Raw genomic sequence first — 17872 nt, forward strand, 5'->3', positions numbered from 1 at the left:
CTATATTAAGACTGATCGTCATATTAATAAATTAAAATCAAATCTAAAAAGGCTCTTCCTTATTTATTCAACTTAAACCGCCCCCCAAAAGTTAGACCAAAAATCTAACGATTGGGAGGTCGATTTTTTCATTGCAAAATATTATTCATTTGAATTCAAGAAACAAATAGTTCTTGAATGTTTATCTTGTGGAAAGAGGTCTGACTTTTTAGCGAAGAAGTATAGAGTTTCTCAAGGGAAAATGGTTCGAAACTGGATAAATAATTATAAATAATTAGGAGAGAATTCAAATTGAAAGATCTGCTTGCTATGCAGGGAAATACATTTCTCTGGAAGCCAAAATTGCAAAAGCGAAGGACCTTTACTATGATGCACTTGCAAGATCCCAGGATGGGTGATATGAAGGCTGTGAAGATGCAGTTCCTTTCATCAAATATATTCTGAGCACCGTTCTTGCTGCTTATAAGGATTGAAGACAGATTCTCTATTGTAGAAATAGAGCTACTAGCAGTGGAAATGGTAAGAAAGACAACACAAAATAAGATTGGAAAGTTCACAAAGCAAGATATTCGAGAACTACTCCCATCTTTGAGCATCAGTTCCATTGAAGCTCTCTCCGAAAATTTGTAAAAGAAGGCGATTCTCTTCTATCTCAATCAAATTATATCCTTTATTCTTTTCTCTAGCAATATTCCGCTGATTTCTTTTTCCACTAAGATATCTGCCACTAAATCCATCTTATAATAATCCCTATCGCCAAATTACTTATTCAATAAATCATTTGTAATCCGTTCATTTTTTGTAAGCTTATTCAATTCATTTAAAACAGCTAATCGACTATCTCTCGGACATGCTGCAATAACCTCCGAACCGGTTAAATCACCTATTTTTTTCAGTTACATAGGTTTTAACAACATCATACACCGACTTTCCTTAGGTTCATCATCCAGCCTTTTTTCGTCTATATTTATACCCTATTCAGAATGAAACTTTCAATAATTGGATAAAACTGCCGTTTCAAATATATAAAAACACAATATTAAACCATTCTAACTTTTCATTGCTTTCGCCAATGAAGTCAGCAATGCTTTCATTTCCGGATTTGCCAATACCTTTGTAAGTAACTCTGCATTTCTCTATGGGCTACGATAATTTTTTCAAAATCTTCTTCTCATTTATTCTTGAGAAGTCACTTAACCGATAGGATCTAACTCTTGTCTTAACAATGATCGGAATCAATAAACCACTATTTACAAGTTTCACACATCTATTAATAATCGTTTTATTTGTTACTCCAATTATTTTGCTTACCTCAATTGGTGTAAACTCGTATAATCGATTTTTTAATAGAAATACTAAGAATTCCTTTTCTTTTGCATTTAAATAAGACAGACTTCCATCTAGCTCATCATTCTCAGATTCTTTGGATAACTCGTATACCTTTTTAGAATACAATTCCATCATTCTCAAAAAATAATTGACCCAAATTTCCGGATGAGGAGGATTTTCTCTTCCTGAATAATACAAAGCAGGCAATCCCATTTGCAGCGATGCATAATATTCATCTGAATCATAAGCAAAATATTCCTCCAGAGAACCTATCCCATTAAAACCATAGCCATGATAATCGAGGATATATCCTGACATTAGCCTAGCTGTTCTCCCATTTCCATCTTCAAAAGGATGAATAGTAACCAATTGATAATGAACTATAGCAGCAATAATCAGCGGGTGGTCATCTGTAGTATTTACATATTCCACAAGTTCATCCAACAAGTTTGGTATATCTATATACTCTGGTGGAATATATTCCGCTGCTCCTGTTTTTGAATCATATACTGCAAATAACATCCCTGGTGGCATAGGACCTCTTAATCCTATCTTTTCTTTTGAAGCACCTTTTTCGACCATTGCTTGCACTTCCAGAATCATCTCTTTTGAAAAGTGTTCTTTCTTTTTCAACTTTTCTTCTAAAAGATTTAAAGCCAGAAAATAATTACGAACCTCTTGTTCTGGTTTAAAAAAATGTTTGTGAGGATCACTTTCAATAGCTTCATTTGCCTGTTTTTCAGTCAATGGATTCCCTTCAATCTTATTAGAAGCATAAGAACTCTTTTTCTTAGAATTTTTTCTAAGTCTATTTTTTGTAACAGGTGGTATTTCTATCGTGCTGAGAGAAAAACGTTTTTCATCTATTTCCGATATCCTTTTTAAAATTTCATTTGTTAGTGTAACTTTAATCATATTTTCCACCTCCATTTTTTCCATATATTATATCGTTTCATAAACTATTTTTCCACTAAAATTACACTATTTTTTCACTATTTTTCATTACTTGATTGCTTTCGCCAATGAAGTCAGCAATGCTTTCATTTCCGGATTTGCCAATACCTTTGCAAGTAATTCTGCATTTCTCTGTCGATCCTCAGCCATGATATGTGAATATACCTCTGTTACTATATCAACCTGTGAATGACCGGAATCTCCCTGAACCGCTTTGATGTCTCCACCATTTAGTTTTAATTTATAGTTTACACTGCTATGTCTGAAACTATGAAATACAACTGGTGAAAGATTTTAATCTTCAATCAACTTTTTCAACTGACCTCGAATTGCTCCTGCTCTGCCTTCCACTCAAGTGACACAGGCGGAATATATGGCTCAAAAATCCAGACAGAAAAAATTAGAAGAGATAAATAAAAAAATCATTGCTGATGGATTAAAACCAACTTCCACCACATTCTAAACGCAGAAACAAGTACTCAGAAATGCTATCGAAGAATGCAGCTTGTATTCCAAAAACTTTCAGGAATTCCAATCACTGCTTTTTGAAAAATATCAGATTTCTGTCATTGAAGAAAGAGGAAGATATCGCTATCTCCATCCGGATCGAAACAAACGGATAACAGAAAAAGCACTCGGAACCCAATATGGGAAAGAACATTTGGAACAGCTCTTCTTACGAAAAGATCCGATGACCATTCTTTATGTCAGATCGCATTTACGGCTGGTAGTAGATCTGCAGAAAAATGTAAAAGCAATGCAAAGTCCTGGATATGCGCATCAGGTAAAAATATCCAACCTTCAAGAAATGGCAAATACCATTATATATGTACAGGAACACGGATACAATACCCAAACCGAGTTAAAAGATACCTTTTCCAAAAATCGAAAACAGTTAGAGCAGGCAACTAATCAGCTTATGGAAATGAACGAGGATTTGAAAAACATCAACCGTCAGATTCATTACACTGGACAATATTTTGCACACAAGACAATTTATACTGAATTTTTAAAAGCAAAAAACAAAGGCAGATTCCGAAAGGAACACTCCGCTGATATTCAAGCATATGAAGAAGCCCTTGACTGGCTGAAATCTTTTTATCTAGATGGAAAAATGCTCTCTATCAAATCATTAAAAGAACAAAAAGCCAGCTTACAGGAACAGATCAACCAGCAAAAATCATCCCTTCAATCTTTAAAGAATCTGGCAAAAGATTTGAAAACTGTAAACCAAAATGTGGAAGCAATTCTCCACAATCCGATTCAGAAAAAGCACTCAGAACCCGAATTATAAGTTATGTTACGAAGGAGGAATTATATAATGACATCCTAATAAAAAAACATAAAAAAGTGCCGGACATAAAGACATACAATCTTCATACTCAGCTTCAAATACAACAAAAGAGTGGGATTTTTTAATCCCACCCCAACTGTTGATTTAGAGCCAAAAATTCATTTTAATTTTACAAAAGCGATTGAAGGACCTCTATAAATTCCCATGAATTTACCATTGTATAAGAATGATTATCTATAATTATTTCCTGCATAGAAGTAATACAAATTGTTTTTATTTGAGAATCTTCTTGTACATACAACATCACTACTTTAGCCGGGATATCATTCTTACTGCCAGTATATTTGAACAAGGATGAAAAGTTTCTGTTATAACTATACTATTTTGCTGCTGTAGTAACATCCTCTTTTTCCTGAACAGATAATTTGACACAATCAAATCCATTGGCATAAGCTGTACTACTGTTATCAATTCCCGGTTCTTGTATAGATACTTGAATAGTTTCAGCAGATTCTAATAAATCAGACAAAGGAATCGGTCGGAAATATACAACAAAAATCGTTGTAAATAATAGCAGAAAACACGCTCTCCCAATTGTTCTGAACCGAATACCATCTATATTTTTTTGATTTTTTATGATCAAAAATAATTCCATACAATACAATATTTCTAAAATAAGGATTCCTGCATACAAAATATAAATATTATTCGATATACTATAAAAAATCACGATTCCGAAAATAATACAGCCAATCAACAGACATAGCAATCCATGTTTTTTTATAAAATTGGGGGACAGATTATATTTTTGTAGTATTTTCTTTGAGATAACAGTTTGCTTCCCTGTTAAAAGTTGATGTAATCCAAATGCAGAAAATAAAAATGCCAGAACAAACAAATATAACTTAATAGCCATGAGATATCCTCCACATGTTTGATATTATACTTTTTCCCGTAATATCTTGCTATCAAAGTTTTGTAAACAGTATGTAAAATGATCCTCCAATTTCTCATTTATTTGCATTGATGAATCACTTTGCTGTCCTCAAACAAAACAGAACCTTGGATCCGATTCTTTTTCAAATCAGTTCCAAACGAGCATTTCGTTTGTCATTAGCTGTCGCTAATCATTTTTGAATTGTATTAGCTGAACTTCATTCTCGAATGTTATTTTTTTAAGCGATATTTTTCAAAAAAAGCGCCCCACTATTTGCTTTTCAGCTAACAGTCGAACGCTTGTATCAGCGTCTCGTATAGGAATCGAACCTATAATTTAGTCTTAGGAGAACTTGCAACCAAATTAACTAACGTATCACCTAAGCTCCTCTCATACCCTGCGAAGTCCCTAATTTCCTGGGTTTTTTGAGGATTTTAACGGGATGGAATAGCCTCAAATTCCATCCCATTCCCTGACGTATTCTGCTGTGTACTTAGCATTTAATTAGCGACAATTTGATTTGAACTACGTTCAGCCACCAAGCAATTAGCAGGCTCTCTTCCCACAAAGAACGTAAAAAGACTATATGCATACACACTATGCACGGAACTCTTTTAGAGTATTTTACCACACATAAACCTTATTACGCAATTAGAAAGGAATTATTGTCTATGGATTACCAATTAGAATTAAAACAAATTGTGGATTTTCCACGCTGCCGGATTTACCGGGAATTTATACAAACGCTCATCAAGGACAGAAACATTCGTACAAACGGAAGTTCCTGTCTTTTTTATTTCCTGATTCTCTGCTCCTATGCAAACTACTCTTCATCCTACCGTAACATAGAACATCTGACCTATACTGTTGCTCCGGGAGAATGGATCTGCACACTGAAAGAACTGCAGCATCAGTTCCGTTTCCGGTTTCAGCACCAGGTCCTTTCTGTTCTGGATACCTTGGCAGAACAAAATTTCCTGACTTACACCTTGCATGAGAAAAATCGCATCATCAGATACAAGATCGTGGACTGGCCCAAAGACAATACAGCGCTTTCCTACAATTTTCCCTGCAAAAAAGACATTGGATTTTTCTTCTTTCCAATCACAAATGTTCATAAGCTGATTCACATGGGAAAATGTTCCGAGATGGATGCCCTTCTGGATCTTTGGATCCATGCAGTCTATAATGATCCGTCTGTACGTTGTTCTGATTCCGGTCCGGTTGTTTACTTCAGAAATCAGACCGGCAATCCACTCTTCAGTTATCAATACTTGGCAGAACGCTGGCAGCAATCCAAATCTTCCGTCTCACGTCTGCTAAAAAAACTAGAAAACAATGACATGATAACTTTAATCTCTTATTCTGGAAAACATGGCAGCATGATCTATCTCAATAATTATCTGTCTGTCATGTTTAATATAAGTGACGTAATGATTGACAAGGAGGAAATCGCTATGAAAATGGAACTGCCAATTCACATTCCTGACGAAGTACCTACTGAAGAAACTACCGTTTCCTGCGTTCCGGAATCTGTTGTTGATGAACAAATCATCGTTTCACAAGAAGGCTTTTGCGTTCCAGAACCGCACACAAAAACCATCGTCCGAAAAGTGGCTGAAATGCTGGAAACACAAGGCATTGTGTGCTGTCGATGCCCAAAAGCCAAGTATATATTATCTCCATTATCAGCCTGCAAGGATATAGTATATAGATATTCACTACGTATTATCTGCCCTCTGGGAAGTGCATCTTACCATTTTGAACTAAAGATCAAACCGCAAAAACCGAAAGCTAAAACCACTCCGTCTGTGCGAACACAAACACAATCTTCTAGTCCATCCTTTTCCGAAATACCGGAAATACTACTGAAGGGAGGTGAATAGATATGGCAGGAAAACATTATCCACCTGTTGTATCACCCGAAGATAACCCGCTGTATCACGATACATACAAACTGCTTCGGTGCTATCGGGATTCTACTTACAGTCTGAAGGTGGCTGTCCGGCAAGTAGAAATACAGTTTCAACTGGAATATAAGACCAGCATAGACGAATTTCTGGACTCTATCTATACCGCTGGTGCCGACTTAACCGGAAGCCAAATAGAGGAATGGGCAAAAAGTATCTCCAGAAGCAATAAGATGATCAAGTTGCTGCTCTCTTCCGTTGATCTTCTCCGCAAAAATCACAAACATGGAGAACAGTATTACTGGATTTTATACTATGCCTTCCTCTCACCACAGGAGTTGAAGAATACCGATGAAATTCTGGAGGCATTGGAAGAACATATTGCAAACATCTCCTACCGCACTTATTACCGAAAACGCCAGGCAGCAATCAATGCATTAAGCAGTATCCTTTGGGGATTTTCTGCAAAAGAAACCTTAGATACGCTAAATAAATTCTTCCCAGAATAGAGATGGCATAATATTGTCACTACATTGACCTGTTTCTGCGATTGAAGGGGAATTTTACCCATGTTACAATAGGTATTGCTTATAGTATTCCTATTTTTCCCGCACCTGATATGGTGCTTTTTTTGTACCCGAAAACCAATCGCTGACAGCAAGATTCCTTCTGCTATACGTACAGCATACTTCTATCAAATAAGAAACGTAGATTGTACGTACAGCGTAAGTACATTTTCTATATATGAACAGAAGGGAGATACCCATGAAAACACGAAACGAACTCTACAATGGGGAAGGAGCCGAACTATTGCGATTTATCACTACATATCACACACTTTTGTATGAACAAGCTTTACGGCTATTCCCCAAAAACAGAGATTCTATCAAATCTCTGATTACCAGTCTTGTCAAACAAGGTAGGATTATCCACGACAAAGAGAATGACCTACTCTGTGACACTGCCGAATCAGCATCCAATCCGGATTATGGCATGATCGCCGCATTCTGGGTTCTATTGGACTTCAAAAAAGCAGTTGTCTACCATACAAGCGGAGATTTTCCAATAAAACTCAACTTTTTTTCAAAAGATGAATGGTATGAGATTTTATATATTCCACTGGAACAGGAATATCTTATCAATCATGTAATGGAATCACAATCTGCAGACCAAGTAAAACGGCTGGTTGTCTTAGAAAATGAGGGGCAGGCTAGAAAGGTCACCATAGACAATGTGGTAGCCTTTTGCTTAGTGGATACTACCAGCGGAGTTGTCAGTTACTATACAAAGAAATGAGGTCCTATGAATAATAAAACCATTTACGAGCGTCTTCAACAGATTGAAGATGAAATACAAAGGCTAAACAACACGCTTTTTGCACTGAAGACCACAGACATAAAAGTATATGGCAAGCGTTATGAGGAACTAAGCACCAGTGCTGCCCTGCGATCAGAACGTATTACATGCCAACTCAGGAATTTGGTATTCACTATTTCTTCCAGTGGAAAATCAGATTATCTGAAACAGGCTGCAGATGTACAGGGAATCCAAATTTCCAGTTCCGAACAAATACTAACCATTACACTACCTGGTCTTTTACCCAAACGGAAGGTAAGAACCAATACTGCTTTCCTACATGAACCATTAAATCTTGCCTTGCAGACCTACATTCTGGAACATCCCATTCAACTATACCAAAACTGTGTAGTTTGTTTTAGCCAGATATATGACCAGAACCTTTCACTGCATCGCGTCCGCGATTATGACAATCTGGAGTTTAAACAAATTCTGGACACCATTGCTGCCTATGTATTGGTAGATGATACCGGATTATTATGCGACTCTTATCATACAACGGAACTGGGAACCCATGACCATACTATCGTGTCTATCATGGATTGCGAAGCCTTTGCCGGTTGGATAAAAAGCCGACAAAAGTGTATAAGAACCATATCGGAAATTTCGTGATATTTCCACACAAATATCCGACATGGGTAATCTTTCTGCAGAGACCTTATAATCTCTGCTGTTTTTATGCCAGAAAATACTTCCCGGCTACCCAAGTATAGGCTGGCATAGGTAATAACTGAATTGAGGTGACTTGTTTTGATAAAACCAGACTCTATGAAATATCAGGTTCTGGAAATGGTCGGAATTAGTGGAGAATTTCCGGTCAATCAGCTACACCGGCTGATAGAAAGCAGCTCTTATGCCGAAAAAATCATAACTGAGCTGAAAAACGAAAAGCTGATCCGAACGCATTACCGGGACCGGCTAAGAGGTTATCGCTTAACCAAACATGCCAAAGAACTCCTGCTCGCACAAAATATGCCCCGTTTCCATGACTATCTTACTGGAAATACAGAAACAAATCTGATCCGCAGCGAACTTCCCAGAAGAATCCGTCTGCATCAAAAAGCTGAAATCTATCTGACTTTACTACATGCCAACATTCCTATCTTCTATGATGTAAAGCCTAATATTTTCAGCAGGACTTGCGAAGCGGACAGCTCCTTTATACAAGATCTTCCACTTTTTTACAGTTCCAGAGAAATAAAAACTCTCGGTTATGATACAACGAAAATCCGAAATTCTCGAAGCGTCGGGATTCTGTTATCCCCACAGTATGTTTACGCACTCTATAATACTGGGAACAGTGTCCTGAAATGGGAATATAAGACCGAAGTGAGACTTACTGCTTTTCTGCAGCATTACCTGCAGGGACGCCCCTACCATGGAAGACCTGCTGTACGAGCAATTATGACCGGAAAAGATATGGATACTGCCTATCATTTACTGACAAGCACTGGCGGATACCGAAAATCGCTCTTTCTTTTAGATACTACCTATGAGCATTTCCACTATCTGCCCAATAATATTTATGGCGAATATCTGTTGCGTCTGCTTGTGCGACCACAAATGCTGCAGCAACTTGATCGGTTATTGTTATCAGACTATTTCTCTCACCAAGAAGAACTACCGATTGAGCATGATGGCATAGATAGCCAGAACCATCCCGTCCTGCTTGCTTATGATTTTGACATGCAACGAATCAACCGTTTCAATACTGGTTTGAATGTATATGATCTTTCAGGAATCCTGGTATGCTTTGACTTTCAGATTCCTTGTCTGCGGAAATATCTAACCGCAGATATACAGTTTTCCAGTATTGACTTTCAAAAATTCAAAAGGGGGTTTTTCCATGAAAAGCCGTAACTGGTGGAAGCTTCTTTATCTGCTCCCCATCTGTGCCTGTACCGTCTATGCTGGAGGGTATGTAGCACAATTCATAAAAAATTATCAGGAATGGACGGCGGCTGGAAACTTTGCCGGGAACGGTACTTATCCAAAACCAGCCTCCCTTCATCCGCTTGACTGTATCCATACAATCCTACACCATTTCCCGTACAATCTGTATGGGATTTTTCTGTGTCTGACTGTATTTGGACTGATTACCTTCCTGCTGATGCGAATGGGAAATGACCGAAATGGAGAAATCAGTGATCGTGACCGAAATTTTAATTACTCCACGCAGGGAACCTACGGCACTTCCGGATTTATGACATCGGATGAAATGTTTAAAGTTTTGGAATTAGCTGGAGATGTAAAGAAAAATCAGGGAACCATTCTGGGAAAACTGAATGGGAAAGCTGTATGTCTTCCAAATAAAACGCGGCTAAATAGAAACATTGCTGTCTACGGCGCATCCGGAAGTATGAAAAGCCGCGCCTTTGCCCGCAATATGATCTTCCAGTGTGTTGCCAGAGGAGAAAGTTTAATCATTACTGATCCCAAAAGCGAACTCTATGAAAGTATGTCTGTTTATTTGGAAAATGAAGGTTATACAGTAAAAGCATTTAATCTGGTCAATCCGGAAAACTCCGACAGTTGGAATTGTCTGGGTGAAATCAACGGGCAGGAAACGATGGCTCAAGTATTTGCAGATGTCATTATCCAGAATACGGGTTCCGGAAAAGGAGATCATTTCTGGGATAATGCGGAGATGAATCTGCTAAAAGCCTTAGTCCTCTATGTGGATCAAGGATTTCCTGCAGAAGCAAAAAATATCGGACAGGTTTACAAATTATTGACTATGAGTTCAGAAAAAGAACTAAACAGCCTGTTCGATCTGCTTCCGGTATCCCATCCAGCGAAAGTTCCCTACTGTATCTACAAGCAGGCTAGTGATACTGTGCGAAGCGGTGTTATTATCGGCTTAGGTGCCAGACTTCAGGTATTTCAGAATAAACTCATTCGGCAAATTACCTCTTATAATGAAATAGATCTGGCACTTCCAGGGAAACAGAAATGTGCTTACTTTTGCATTACCTCTGATCAGGACAGTACCTTTGATTTTTTGTCCTCTCTGTTTATGACTTTCATCTTTATCAAACTGGTTCGTTATGCAGACAAGTATGGAGAAGATGGAAAGCTACCTGTTGCTGTACATATACTGGCTGATGAACTTGCCAACACTGGGGCTATTCTGGAATTGAATAAGAAAATCAGTGTAATCCGAAGCCGTAATCTTAGCATTTCCTGTATCTTTCAAAATTTGCCTCAGATGCAGAACCGCTATCCATTCAACCAATGGCAGGAAATCATCGGCAACTGTGATACTCAGTTATTTTTGGGATGTACTGATGAGGTTACAGCTACATTTATCAGTAATCGGAGTGGCGATGTAACTGTCGGTGTCAGCAGCGAAGCCAAACAACTCAATAGCTGGAGAGTCTCCGATTACACGCCGGAATACCGCCGTACAAAATCTATCGGAAAACGCAAGCTCCTAACTCCGGATGAAATCTTACGCCTCCCACTCGATGAAGCGTTGATTATTCTGCGCGGACAGAAGGTACTTCGTGTGGAAAAATACGATTATACACTGCATCCGGACGCAAAGAAACTAATTCCACGAAAAGCATCAGATCATATTCCGGCGTGGCGTGAAAACGGAATTCATGAAGAATCGGATTATATGCCAAAATCTCCGGCTACTGCCACGCGAAAAAAACGCGGCTCTGCGTCTGGAAATACAGCCAGAAAAAAAGTGCAGGAGCCACTATATATATCTGAACCTGTTTATCAGGAACCATGCTATGACGAATTCAATCCAGAATTTCTCTCAGAGGACTCGGAAGATAATTTCCCAGACTCTGAAATGGTTCCGTTAGATAAAAAATCAATTATGTCATAAGTATGAAAGGAGACACATTATGCCAAACGATGTAACAAACACAAACGCAGCCATCTTAACCCTTGATTCTGATGCAGTCTTAGAAACTGCCCAATCAAAAGCAGATCTTATCTGGCACGACATCCAGAATGCCTACCGCACCAGAAAAATCCTAACCGGCACACTTGGTGGTATCGAAAAAACTGAAGCGGGCAATCTGATTGCTGTTATCTATTACAAAGAATTTCGGGCAGTCATTCCAATCACAGAAATGATGATCAACCTCCTTCAAGATGAGGCACACGATTATGGATCGCTGTCTTTGCGTCAAAATAAAGTCCTCAACAATATGCTCGGCTGTGAAATAGATTTTATCATTAAAGGATTGGATTCCAAAACACGCAGCATTGTTGCAAGTCGCAAAGAAGCCATGCTGAAGAAACGCCAAATCTTCTATCTGGATCAGGATGTTTCCGGGCAAACCAAAGTATACGTGGATCGTATCGTGCAAGCCAGAGTCATTGCGGTTGCTGAAAAGGTTGTCCGCGCTGAAATTTTTGGTATAGAAACTTCCATTCCTGCCAGAGATTTATCCTTCGACTGGCTTGGTGATGCCAGGGAACGTTTCCATGTAGGGGAACACATTTTGGTACGTATTCTGAACGTAGAAGGTGATACACCTTCTACACTCTCAGTTCAGGCAGATGTAAAGAGTGTAGAAGGAAATACCAGCAAAGAAAACTTAAAGAAATGTCATGTTCAGGGCAAATATGCCGGTACTGTGGAAGACATCCACAAAGGGACCGTATTTGTACGGTTAGAACTGGGTGTCAACGCTATTGCTCATAGTTGCTATGATAACCGCACTGTTGGGAAAAAAGACATTGTTTCCTTTGTTGTCACCCATATTGATGAAGACCGTAATGTAGCTGTTGGCATCATTACACGAATTATCAAACAAAATATCTAATTATAAGCGTAGCAAGAAAAGAATACCGATCTTTCCATCTTTTCTTGCGATATGAAATTCTTCATGTTATACTGAGCGAGTATAACTAATCGGGAAAGAGAAGCGGATGCAATTTCGACCAGCCCTCTAGTCTTTAAAGGAGGGTGATGCCCCATGAACACAATGGAAGTACTTACATTGCTTTTAGTAGTTTTTGCGGCTCTGACTTACATAGATAATCGACATAATAAGAAATAGCATCCACGATAAACCCTGAGAAAGTTTGATGGATGCTATGTCTTAACATAGAAATAAATTAAATTTTACTGAGGGCATCAGATCTTGCATCTGATTACCTTTCTTGATTAGATTATACACTGGGGGGCATGAGAAATCAAGTCCCCCTTTTTTAATTGCCATTGTTTACTCAACACAACTGAAGGCTGAAAGCTTCAAGTACTTTACAAATGAGTAAAACTAATAATTAGTCATTTCAATCGCTTCTATACTCTATTCCCTAATAGTTCAATCAGACATCGTATTTTTCTTCACACTTAATACAATATGTACCTGATCCCCCTCTCATTTCTTCAGGGCACTTTTCTCCACATCCTGGACACACAAATCCATTTTCATTCGTAGTCATGCAGTCATCGCATATAGGATCCCCTTTATAGTCTCTATAAAATGATTCCCATTCATACCCTATTTTTTTTCCACATTCCGCACAATATATATCAAAATCAGAATCGCCATCCTCATACGACTCCTCTGTAATAGATGCAGTCTCAATCTCTGCATCTTGATATTCAAAATTCTCATTCCAGTTAATTACTGTATCCAATGCTCTTGTGACTAACACTTCAACTTTACCAGAACACTCATGTCTTCTTCCTGGAGAAGTAATTATTTCTTTTGTATCGTCATCTCTTCCCCAGTATTCATATGATACACCTGATATTCTTATAAAATAAGAAATAATATATGTTGCCGTACCAGAATCTACATCTATTCTTTCAAAATCATCAAATTCAACATCATCTAACTCCCACTCATCTACTCCCTCCGAACCAATATGAGAATTATTCTCATCAATAAAACTTGTTCCAGAGTAAGCAATTTCGCTCCAAACAGATTCAAATACTTGCCTCTGTACTTCATCTACAAAAAATTCATCTGTAGCATTCAAAATCAATGATATTGCATCTGGAGCCTCAATCATAAACTCCCTCGCAATTGCTTGATATAGATCATATCCAACCAACGGAATCAATTTTAAATTTTTGCCTGTGTCTTTTCTAATCTTGGTCTTACGCAAAAATTCTTTAACTAATTCTTTTCTAAATAGAATTCTCCCATCATCTAATTTTTCCCACCAATCTTCTTTCACATCATCTGTAACAAAGATAATGTTTTTATTATTCAATACCGCGTATTCATACGTCTCAGCCCAAACAATTAAATCTCCATACTTACTAACGCCATCTTTTTTTGCATCTTTATACCCCGGAGGTGTTTGTGACTTATATCTATACTCACCTTCCTTGCATAGTTTATATATAAAGGATGCAGAAGGTTCGGGCATTTTGCGAAATGAATTCATTAAATTAAGAACTTTATCTTCGTCCCAGTTATTCAAGAAATCCAAATTTTGGTGTTCCTCAAAATATGAATCAAATTCATCTTGAAGTTCGCCAACCTTGTCTATCAAATTATAAACAAGTCTATCTATATCTGGATAACCATTTCTTGATAGTTCATGACATTGGCTCTTTATTTTATTTTCTATAATTGAAACAAGTTGACTACACGCTTCAACCGATTTCTTTATGGATTTTTGTTTTTTACTATATTCTTCTTTTCTATGTTTCTCATATTCCCAATAAACATTAAATGGAATACAAACATAATCCTTTATACTATCTAGACATTCCAAAACAAATTCCGCATAATCTGGCGATGAACGATATATTTTTAAAAGAATATTTGCATCTAATACAACAACATAGTTCTTATGCTGAAGAAGATCCTTTAGTGCAATCATTGAATTACTTTGTCTTTCTTCATCATTTATTTCATTAGAACTTTTAACTTTTTCATCTTCCAATCCTACTTTAATTTTATTATCCATAACTTCTCCTGTAATCGCTTACAATACTAACCCAATTTCAAATGCCAGCAACATATATTTCTCTGCCTCAGTAAACCCATATAATTCCAAATCCCGCATTTCCCATTTTTCTGAACTTAGATTATCTGCTCCATACAAAAATTGCACAAACGGAATCTCCCTGTACTTGGAGACAGCCAGCATAGATGCACATTCCATTTCAACCACCAGACAGCCTTCTTCTCTACGTTCCTGAATAACAGGTACAGTTTCTCTATAAATTCCATCTGAAGTCCATGTTTTTCCTTTTACATAAGAATATCCACAGGCATTCAGTACATCTTCTAATACGTAAATCGCATGATCCTCCATGTCTATTTCCTCTGATGGCGCTATGTAATGGTAGCTTGTTCCTTCGTCACGAATTGCAGAAACTGGAATCACTATATGATCTTTTACCTTCTCGTCATCCAACACCCCGCAGGAACCAAATAAGACAAACTTCTTTGCTCCCATCGCTACAACTTCCTCAAATCCAGACACACATGCCGGCGCACCGACTCTGGACAAATAAAACGCAATCTCTTGATTTTTATATCTCATCTTATAAACGGGCATCGCTCCGTTTGCTGTGTAAAGCTCTGCAATTTTTTCTACATCTTTTAAAGAAGAAAATTTTTGAATGATTTTTTCCGAGAATGTGGAAACACAGATTTCTGGAAAGTTCTCTATTTTTTTCGTAGTATCAACTGGTGTGAACAACGCCGGCTCTGTTATTTTGTCCCTTTGAAAAATAGTTTTCATACTGTTCCTCCTTTTTCTAAAACCTATAATTTATCAATTATTTCTTCTTCATAAATATATAAATTACGCATACAAAGACTGAAGCGAATACTATTACTAATCCATATCGTAATGTCGCTGTCAATTCAGGTAGGATCGGAATTATAAAATCAGGTAGATTTGCAAATATATGTGCTGCTATTGCAGGTAACAAAGATTTTGTTCTTATACAAATTACTCCCAATATCACACCTACTATTAATGAAGCCAATACTAAAACCACACCGCCTGCCATTATATGAAGAAATGCAAAAAGTAATGCACTTAACACAATCGAAACCATTACCCCATGTTCCTTGCGTAGTTGTGTTAAAATAATTCCTCTGCAAATAAATTCTTCCGTTATTGGTGCTACGAGTAAAAGAGCTATGATTTGCAATATCATTCCCAAGTGTGGCATTAACCCAGAATAATACTCCACTCCATTCTGTACTATCTTAGTATTTTCAAAGCTCATATTATAGGTAAGTAATGAAAACGCCATAGAATATGTAAATGTAATTACACAAGGTAGAATATGGTTTCTAATATCTACTCTTTTTGCCTGAAGTTCTTCTAACAAGCTTTTTTACGAAGTTTAATGAAAAGAATTAGTATAATAACAGTTAAAATATTACTAATTACAGTCAAAAGCATCATATTGTTATTCACAAACATTTCCATCTGCTCTTTGCTTCCACTTGCAGTACCTACTACCATTGAAACCATAGACATTATGATCATTTGGAATACCATATAAAAGAGTATATATCCTATGGATTTTAGAATACTTTTCATAACCTTCCCCTCACTTTCTATTTCTGTCCGTCCTAATAATACTTTTCAAATCGACACTGTTCTTTCACTTCTTTTCCTAATAAGGTAATTGCTTTTTGCGGACAACTACTAATACAGCGATAGCACATCGTACAATTTTTACCACTCATTGCTTTTCCATTAGAAATTGAAATATTATGCATTGGACATAACGTTGCACACAATCCACAACCAATACAGCTTTCGTGAATCATCAGCTTATCTGTATAGTTCTGCGTTTTTCCATAAAACCAAAGTCTTTGTCCAAATAGTCCTACCAAATGAGAAATCCAGGTTATTCCTTCCTTCGGATAGTTTCCACGCTTAATTTCCTGTGAAACAGTTTCTATTTTTTCATCCGCTTCTCTTACAATTTTCCTATTCTCTTCAATAGACTTTTTTAATAATTTACTGTCACAAACAGAATCCGGCATCTTTATATGAAGTCCTCCAAGAATAATTGCTCCATATTTTTTTAACAATCTTGCAGTACAGCCAGCACCATCGCCACTAAATGCCCCCATCGTCGCAACACACAATATTTTCTTATCTTTCCATAAAGTAGGATTTTTCTTAATAAAGTCCCTCACCATATATGGCGCATTAGAATACTGTGTCGGATACCCCAGTAAAATCATATCATTTCTTTTTATTTCTTCACCAGTGTTACGGCTCTCTATTGGTATTGCCTTTGCAGATGGATCTAATAAAGCTGTTAATTTTTCCACGCAATGCTTTGTATTGCCCGTACCACTTAAATATACACCGAGCATTCTTCTCATCTCCTCACTATAAGCGAATCTTTTAGTTTTTATTATACACTCACACTTTTTCATCCGCAATCTCCCTCAAATGCTATTTTCTCTCTTTGTCTCTAATCCGGCACATCAATGTCATTATCTGGCACAGTTCTGCGATTTACAGGGAAATCTACCCATGCTAGAATGATACTGTCAAAAAAATATGCAAAGCAGGACACGTCTTTTCCGGAAATCAGCCTCACTTCCGGGTATAGGCGTGTTTTTGTTTGCAGGAAAGGAGTCCGTTACAACTGAATATAAAATGCTTCCCAATGTATTGACCAGCCGGAAGCTATTGAGGCAGGAAACTATAAGCACAGGGCAAGGTGATGTATTTCACTTTGCCCTCTTTATATGAAGGAGGTTTTTGCATGAAATATCATGTATTCAAAGATTCACCGCCAGGCAAAAAACGCCATCGGGATTATGGAAAATATCTGTACGCAGGCTTTCTGATGTTCACCCTGATTGCCTGTAATGTGCAGCCAGTTATGGCTGCTACTATCTGGGACAAAGCTTCAGAAATCATGAAAGACGTATACAACCAGATCATTCTAATTTCCACGATTGCTGCTGTCGTAACCGCATCTGTTGCACTATTACTAATGAATTTTTCAAAAAGCGGAAAAACCGTAGATGAATCCCGCGCATGGCTCAAACGAATCATCATTACCTGGGCTATCTTGAATGGGCTCGGATTTATCATGGCTTACATCACACCATTCTTCGCAGGTGGAAAATGGAATGGATAACGTACAGAGAAAGGAGTCGTCAT

Annotated in this window: 16 protein-coding genes and 1 pseudogene; 9 read left to right on the plus strand and 8 right to left on the minus strand. The window is 37.4% G+C overall.

Annotated elements, in window-relative coordinates; all coding sequences use genetic code 11:
- Nucleotides 1-1143 precede the first annotated feature (1143 nt).
- Together BN3282_RS04410 and BN3282_RS15395 are read right to left on the minus strand one after the other, a co-directional pair.
- Nucleotides 1144-2244, minus strand: coding sequence for a Fic family protein (locus tag BN3282_RS04410; protein ID WP_059066949.1), 1101 nt, complete (start codon nt 2242-2244; stop codon nt 1144-1146).
- An 87-nt stretch (nt 2245-2331) separates the two neighbouring features.
- Nucleotides 2332-2619: pseudogene (locus BN3282_RS15395) on the minus strand (tyrosine-type recombinase/integrase); the annotation flags it as partial.
- Between the two features lie 421 nt (nt 2620-3040).
- Here BN3282_RS15395 and BN3282_RS15285 point away from each other — a divergent pair.
- A complete protein-coding gene (locus BN3282_RS15285; protein ID WP_242866597.1) occupies nt 3041-3577 on the plus strand; it encodes a hypothetical protein in 537 nt (178 codons plus the stop codon).
- Between the two features lie 379 nt (nt 3578-3956).
- On the opposite strand, the gene BN3282_RS04420 is transcribed toward BN3282_RS15285, so the two are convergent.
- Both BN3282_RS04420 and BN3282_RS15290 read right to left on the minus strand, forming a co-directional pair.
- Nucleotides 3957-4493, minus strand: coding sequence for a hypothetical protein (locus BN3282_RS04420; protein ID WP_059066951.1), 537 nt, complete (start codon nt 4491-4493; stop codon nt 3957-3959).
- 851 nt (nt 4494-5344) lie between these two features.
- On the minus strand, nt 5345-5785 hold the full coding sequence (locus tag BN3282_RS15290; RefSeq protein ID WP_242866598.1) for a hypothetical protein: 441 nt from the start codon (nt 5783-5785) through the stop codon (nt 5345-5347).
- A gap of 186 nt (nt 5786-5971) precedes the next feature.
- On the opposite strand from BN3282_RS15290, the gene BN3282_RS15295 reads away from it, so the two are divergent.
- From BN3282_RS15295 to BN3282_RS04455, 7 genes are all read left to right on the plus strand, one after another.
- On the plus strand, nt 5972-6400 hold the full coding sequence (locus BN3282_RS15295; RefSeq protein WP_242866599.1) for a hypothetical protein: 429 nt from the start codon (nt 5972-5974) through the stop codon (nt 6398-6400).
- A 2-nt stretch (nt 6401-6402) separates the two neighbouring features.
- Nucleotides 6403-6933: a hypothetical protein gene (locus BN3282_RS04430; RefSeq protein ID WP_055158014.1), complete on the plus strand. Its 531-nt coding sequence runs from the start codon at nt 6403-6405 to the stop codon at nt 6931-6933.
- A gap of 256 nt (nt 6934-7189) precedes the next feature.
- On the plus strand, nt 7190-7720 hold the full coding sequence (locus BN3282_RS04435) for a DUF5697 family protein (protein WP_059066953.1): 531 nt from the start codon (nt 7190-7192) through the stop codon (nt 7718-7720).
- Between the two features lie 6 nt (nt 7721-7726).
- Nucleotides 7727-8392 carry a DUF6100 family protein gene (locus tag BN3282_RS04440; RefSeq protein WP_059066955.1) on the plus strand — a complete coding sequence of 222 codons (666 nt, stop codon included), beginning with the start codon at nt 7727-7729 and terminating at the stop codon, nt 8390-8392.
- Between the two features lie 156 nt (nt 8393-8548).
- Nucleotides 8549-9640: a hypothetical protein gene (locus BN3282_RS04445; protein ID WP_242866600.1), complete on the plus strand. Its 1092-nt coding sequence runs from the start codon at nt 8549-8551 to the stop codon at nt 9638-9640.
- A complete protein-coding gene (locus tag BN3282_RS04450; protein ID WP_059066956.1) occupies nt 9627-11621 on the plus strand; it encodes a VirD4-like conjugal transfer protein, CD1115 family in 1995 nt (664 codons plus the stop codon). The genes BN3282_RS04445 and BN3282_RS04450 overlap by 14 nt, the downstream gene beginning before the upstream one ends.
- Nucleotides 11622-11640: 19 nt before the next feature.
- Nucleotides 11641-12570, plus strand: coding sequence for a S1 RNA-binding domain-containing protein (locus BN3282_RS04455; RefSeq protein ID WP_059066958.1), 930 nt, complete (start codon nt 11641-11643; stop codon nt 12568-12570).
- Nucleotides 12571-13078: 508 nt separating this feature from the next.
- Here the strand turns inward: BN3282_RS04455 and BN3282_RS04460 are convergent.
- The 4 genes from BN3282_RS04460 to BN3282_RS04480 all read right to left on the minus strand — a co-directional run bounded on the left by BN3282_RS04460 (nt 13079) and on the right by BN3282_RS04480 (nt 17070).
- The gene (locus tag BN3282_RS04460) at nt 13079-14680 is read right to left on the minus strand and encodes a PIN domain-containing protein (RefSeq protein WP_059066960.1); all 1602 of its coding nucleotides are present in this window, start codon (nt 14678-14680) and stop codon (nt 13079-13081) included.
- A gap of 18 nt (nt 14681-14698) precedes the next feature.
- Nucleotides 14699-15463, minus strand: a complete 765-nt coding sequence (locus tag BN3282_RS04465; protein ID WP_059066962.1) for a nucleoside phosphorylase — start codon at nt 15461-15463, stop codon at nt 14699-14701.
- A gap of 37 nt (nt 15464-15500) precedes the next feature.
- Nucleotides 15501-15959, minus strand: a complete 459-nt coding sequence (locus BN3282_RS04470) for a CPBP family intramembrane glutamic endopeptidase (protein ID WP_205408522.1) — start codon at nt 15957-15959, stop codon at nt 15501-15503.
- A gap of 352 nt (nt 15960-16311) precedes the next feature.
- Nucleotides 16312-17070, minus strand: coding sequence for an EFR1 family ferrodoxin (locus tag BN3282_RS04480; RefSeq protein ID WP_055158025.1), 759 nt, complete (start codon nt 17068-17070; stop codon nt 16312-16314).
- A gap of 398 nt (nt 17071-17468) precedes the next feature.
- On the opposite strand from BN3282_RS04480, the gene BN3282_RS04485 reads away from it, so the two are divergent.
- Complete coding sequence (locus BN3282_RS04485; RefSeq protein WP_055158027.1) at nt 17469-17849, plus strand: hypothetical protein; 381 nt, start codon at nt 17469-17471, stop codon at nt 17847-17849.
- The last annotated feature ends 23 nt before the right edge of the window (nt 17850-17872 follow it).

The sequence above is a fragment of the Mediterraneibacter massiliensis genome (genome assembly GCF_001487105.1).
Lineage (GTDB): Bacteria > Bacillota > Clostridia > Lachnospirales > Lachnospiraceae > Mediterraneibacter > Mediterraneibacter massiliensis.

Excerpts from the sequence above, each read along its gene's own strand:
- BN3282_RS04410 (WP_059066949.1), bottom strand. The coding sequence starts at position 2,244 with ATGATTAAAGTTACACTAACAAATGAAATTTTAAAAAGGATATCGGAA.
- BN3282_RS15285 (WP_242866597.1), top strand. The coding sequence starts at position 3,041 with ATGCAAAGTCCTGGATATGCGCATCAGGTAAAAATATCCAACCTTCAA.
- BN3282_RS04420 (WP_059066951.1), bottom strand. The coding sequence starts at position 4,493 with ATGGCTATTAAGTTATATTTGTTTGTTCTGGCATTTTTATTTTCTGCA.
- BN3282_RS15295 (WP_242866599.1), top strand. The coding sequence starts at position 5,972 with ATGAAAATGGAACTGCCAATTCACATTCCTGACGAAGTACCTACTGAA.
- BN3282_RS04430 (WP_055158014.1), top strand. The coding sequence starts at position 6,403 with ATGGCAGGAAAACATTATCCACCTGTTGTATCACCCGAAGATAACCCG.
- BN3282_RS04435 (WP_059066953.1), top strand. The coding sequence starts at position 7,190 with ATGAAAACACGAAACGAACTCTACAATGGGGAAGGAGCCGAACTATTG.
- BN3282_RS04440 (WP_059066955.1), top strand. The coding sequence starts at position 7,727 with ATGAATAATAAAACCATTTACGAGCGTCTTCAACAGATTGAAGATGAA.
- BN3282_RS04445 (WP_242866600.1), top strand. The coding sequence starts at position 8,549 with ATGAAATATCAGGTTCTGGAAATGGTCGGAATTAGTGGAGAATTTCCG.
- BN3282_RS04450 (WP_059066956.1), top strand. The coding sequence starts at position 9,627 with ATGAAAAGCCGTAACTGGTGGAAGCTTCTTTATCTGCTCCCCATCTGT.
- BN3282_RS04455 (WP_059066958.1), top strand. The coding sequence starts at position 11,641 with ATGCCAAACGATGTAACAAACACAAACGCAGCCATCTTAACCCTTGAT.
- BN3282_RS04460 (WP_059066960.1), bottom strand. The coding sequence starts at position 14,680 with ATGGATAATAAAATTAAAGTAGGATTGGAAGATGAAAAAGTTAAAAGT.
- BN3282_RS04465 (WP_059066962.1), bottom strand. The coding sequence starts at position 15,463 with ATGAAAACTATTTTTCAAAGGGACAAAATAACAGAGCCGGCGTTGTTC.
- BN3282_RS04470 (WP_205408522.1), bottom strand. The coding sequence starts at position 15,959 with ATGAGCTTTGAAAATACTAAGATAGTACAGAATGGAGTGGAGTATTAT.
- BN3282_RS04480 (WP_055158025.1), bottom strand. The coding sequence starts at position 17,070 with ATGCTCGGTGTATATTTAAGTGGTACGGGCAATACAAAGCATTGCGTG.
- BN3282_RS04485 (WP_055158027.1), top strand. The coding sequence starts at position 17,469 with ATGAAATATCATGTATTCAAAGATTCACCGCCAGGCAAAAAACGCCAT.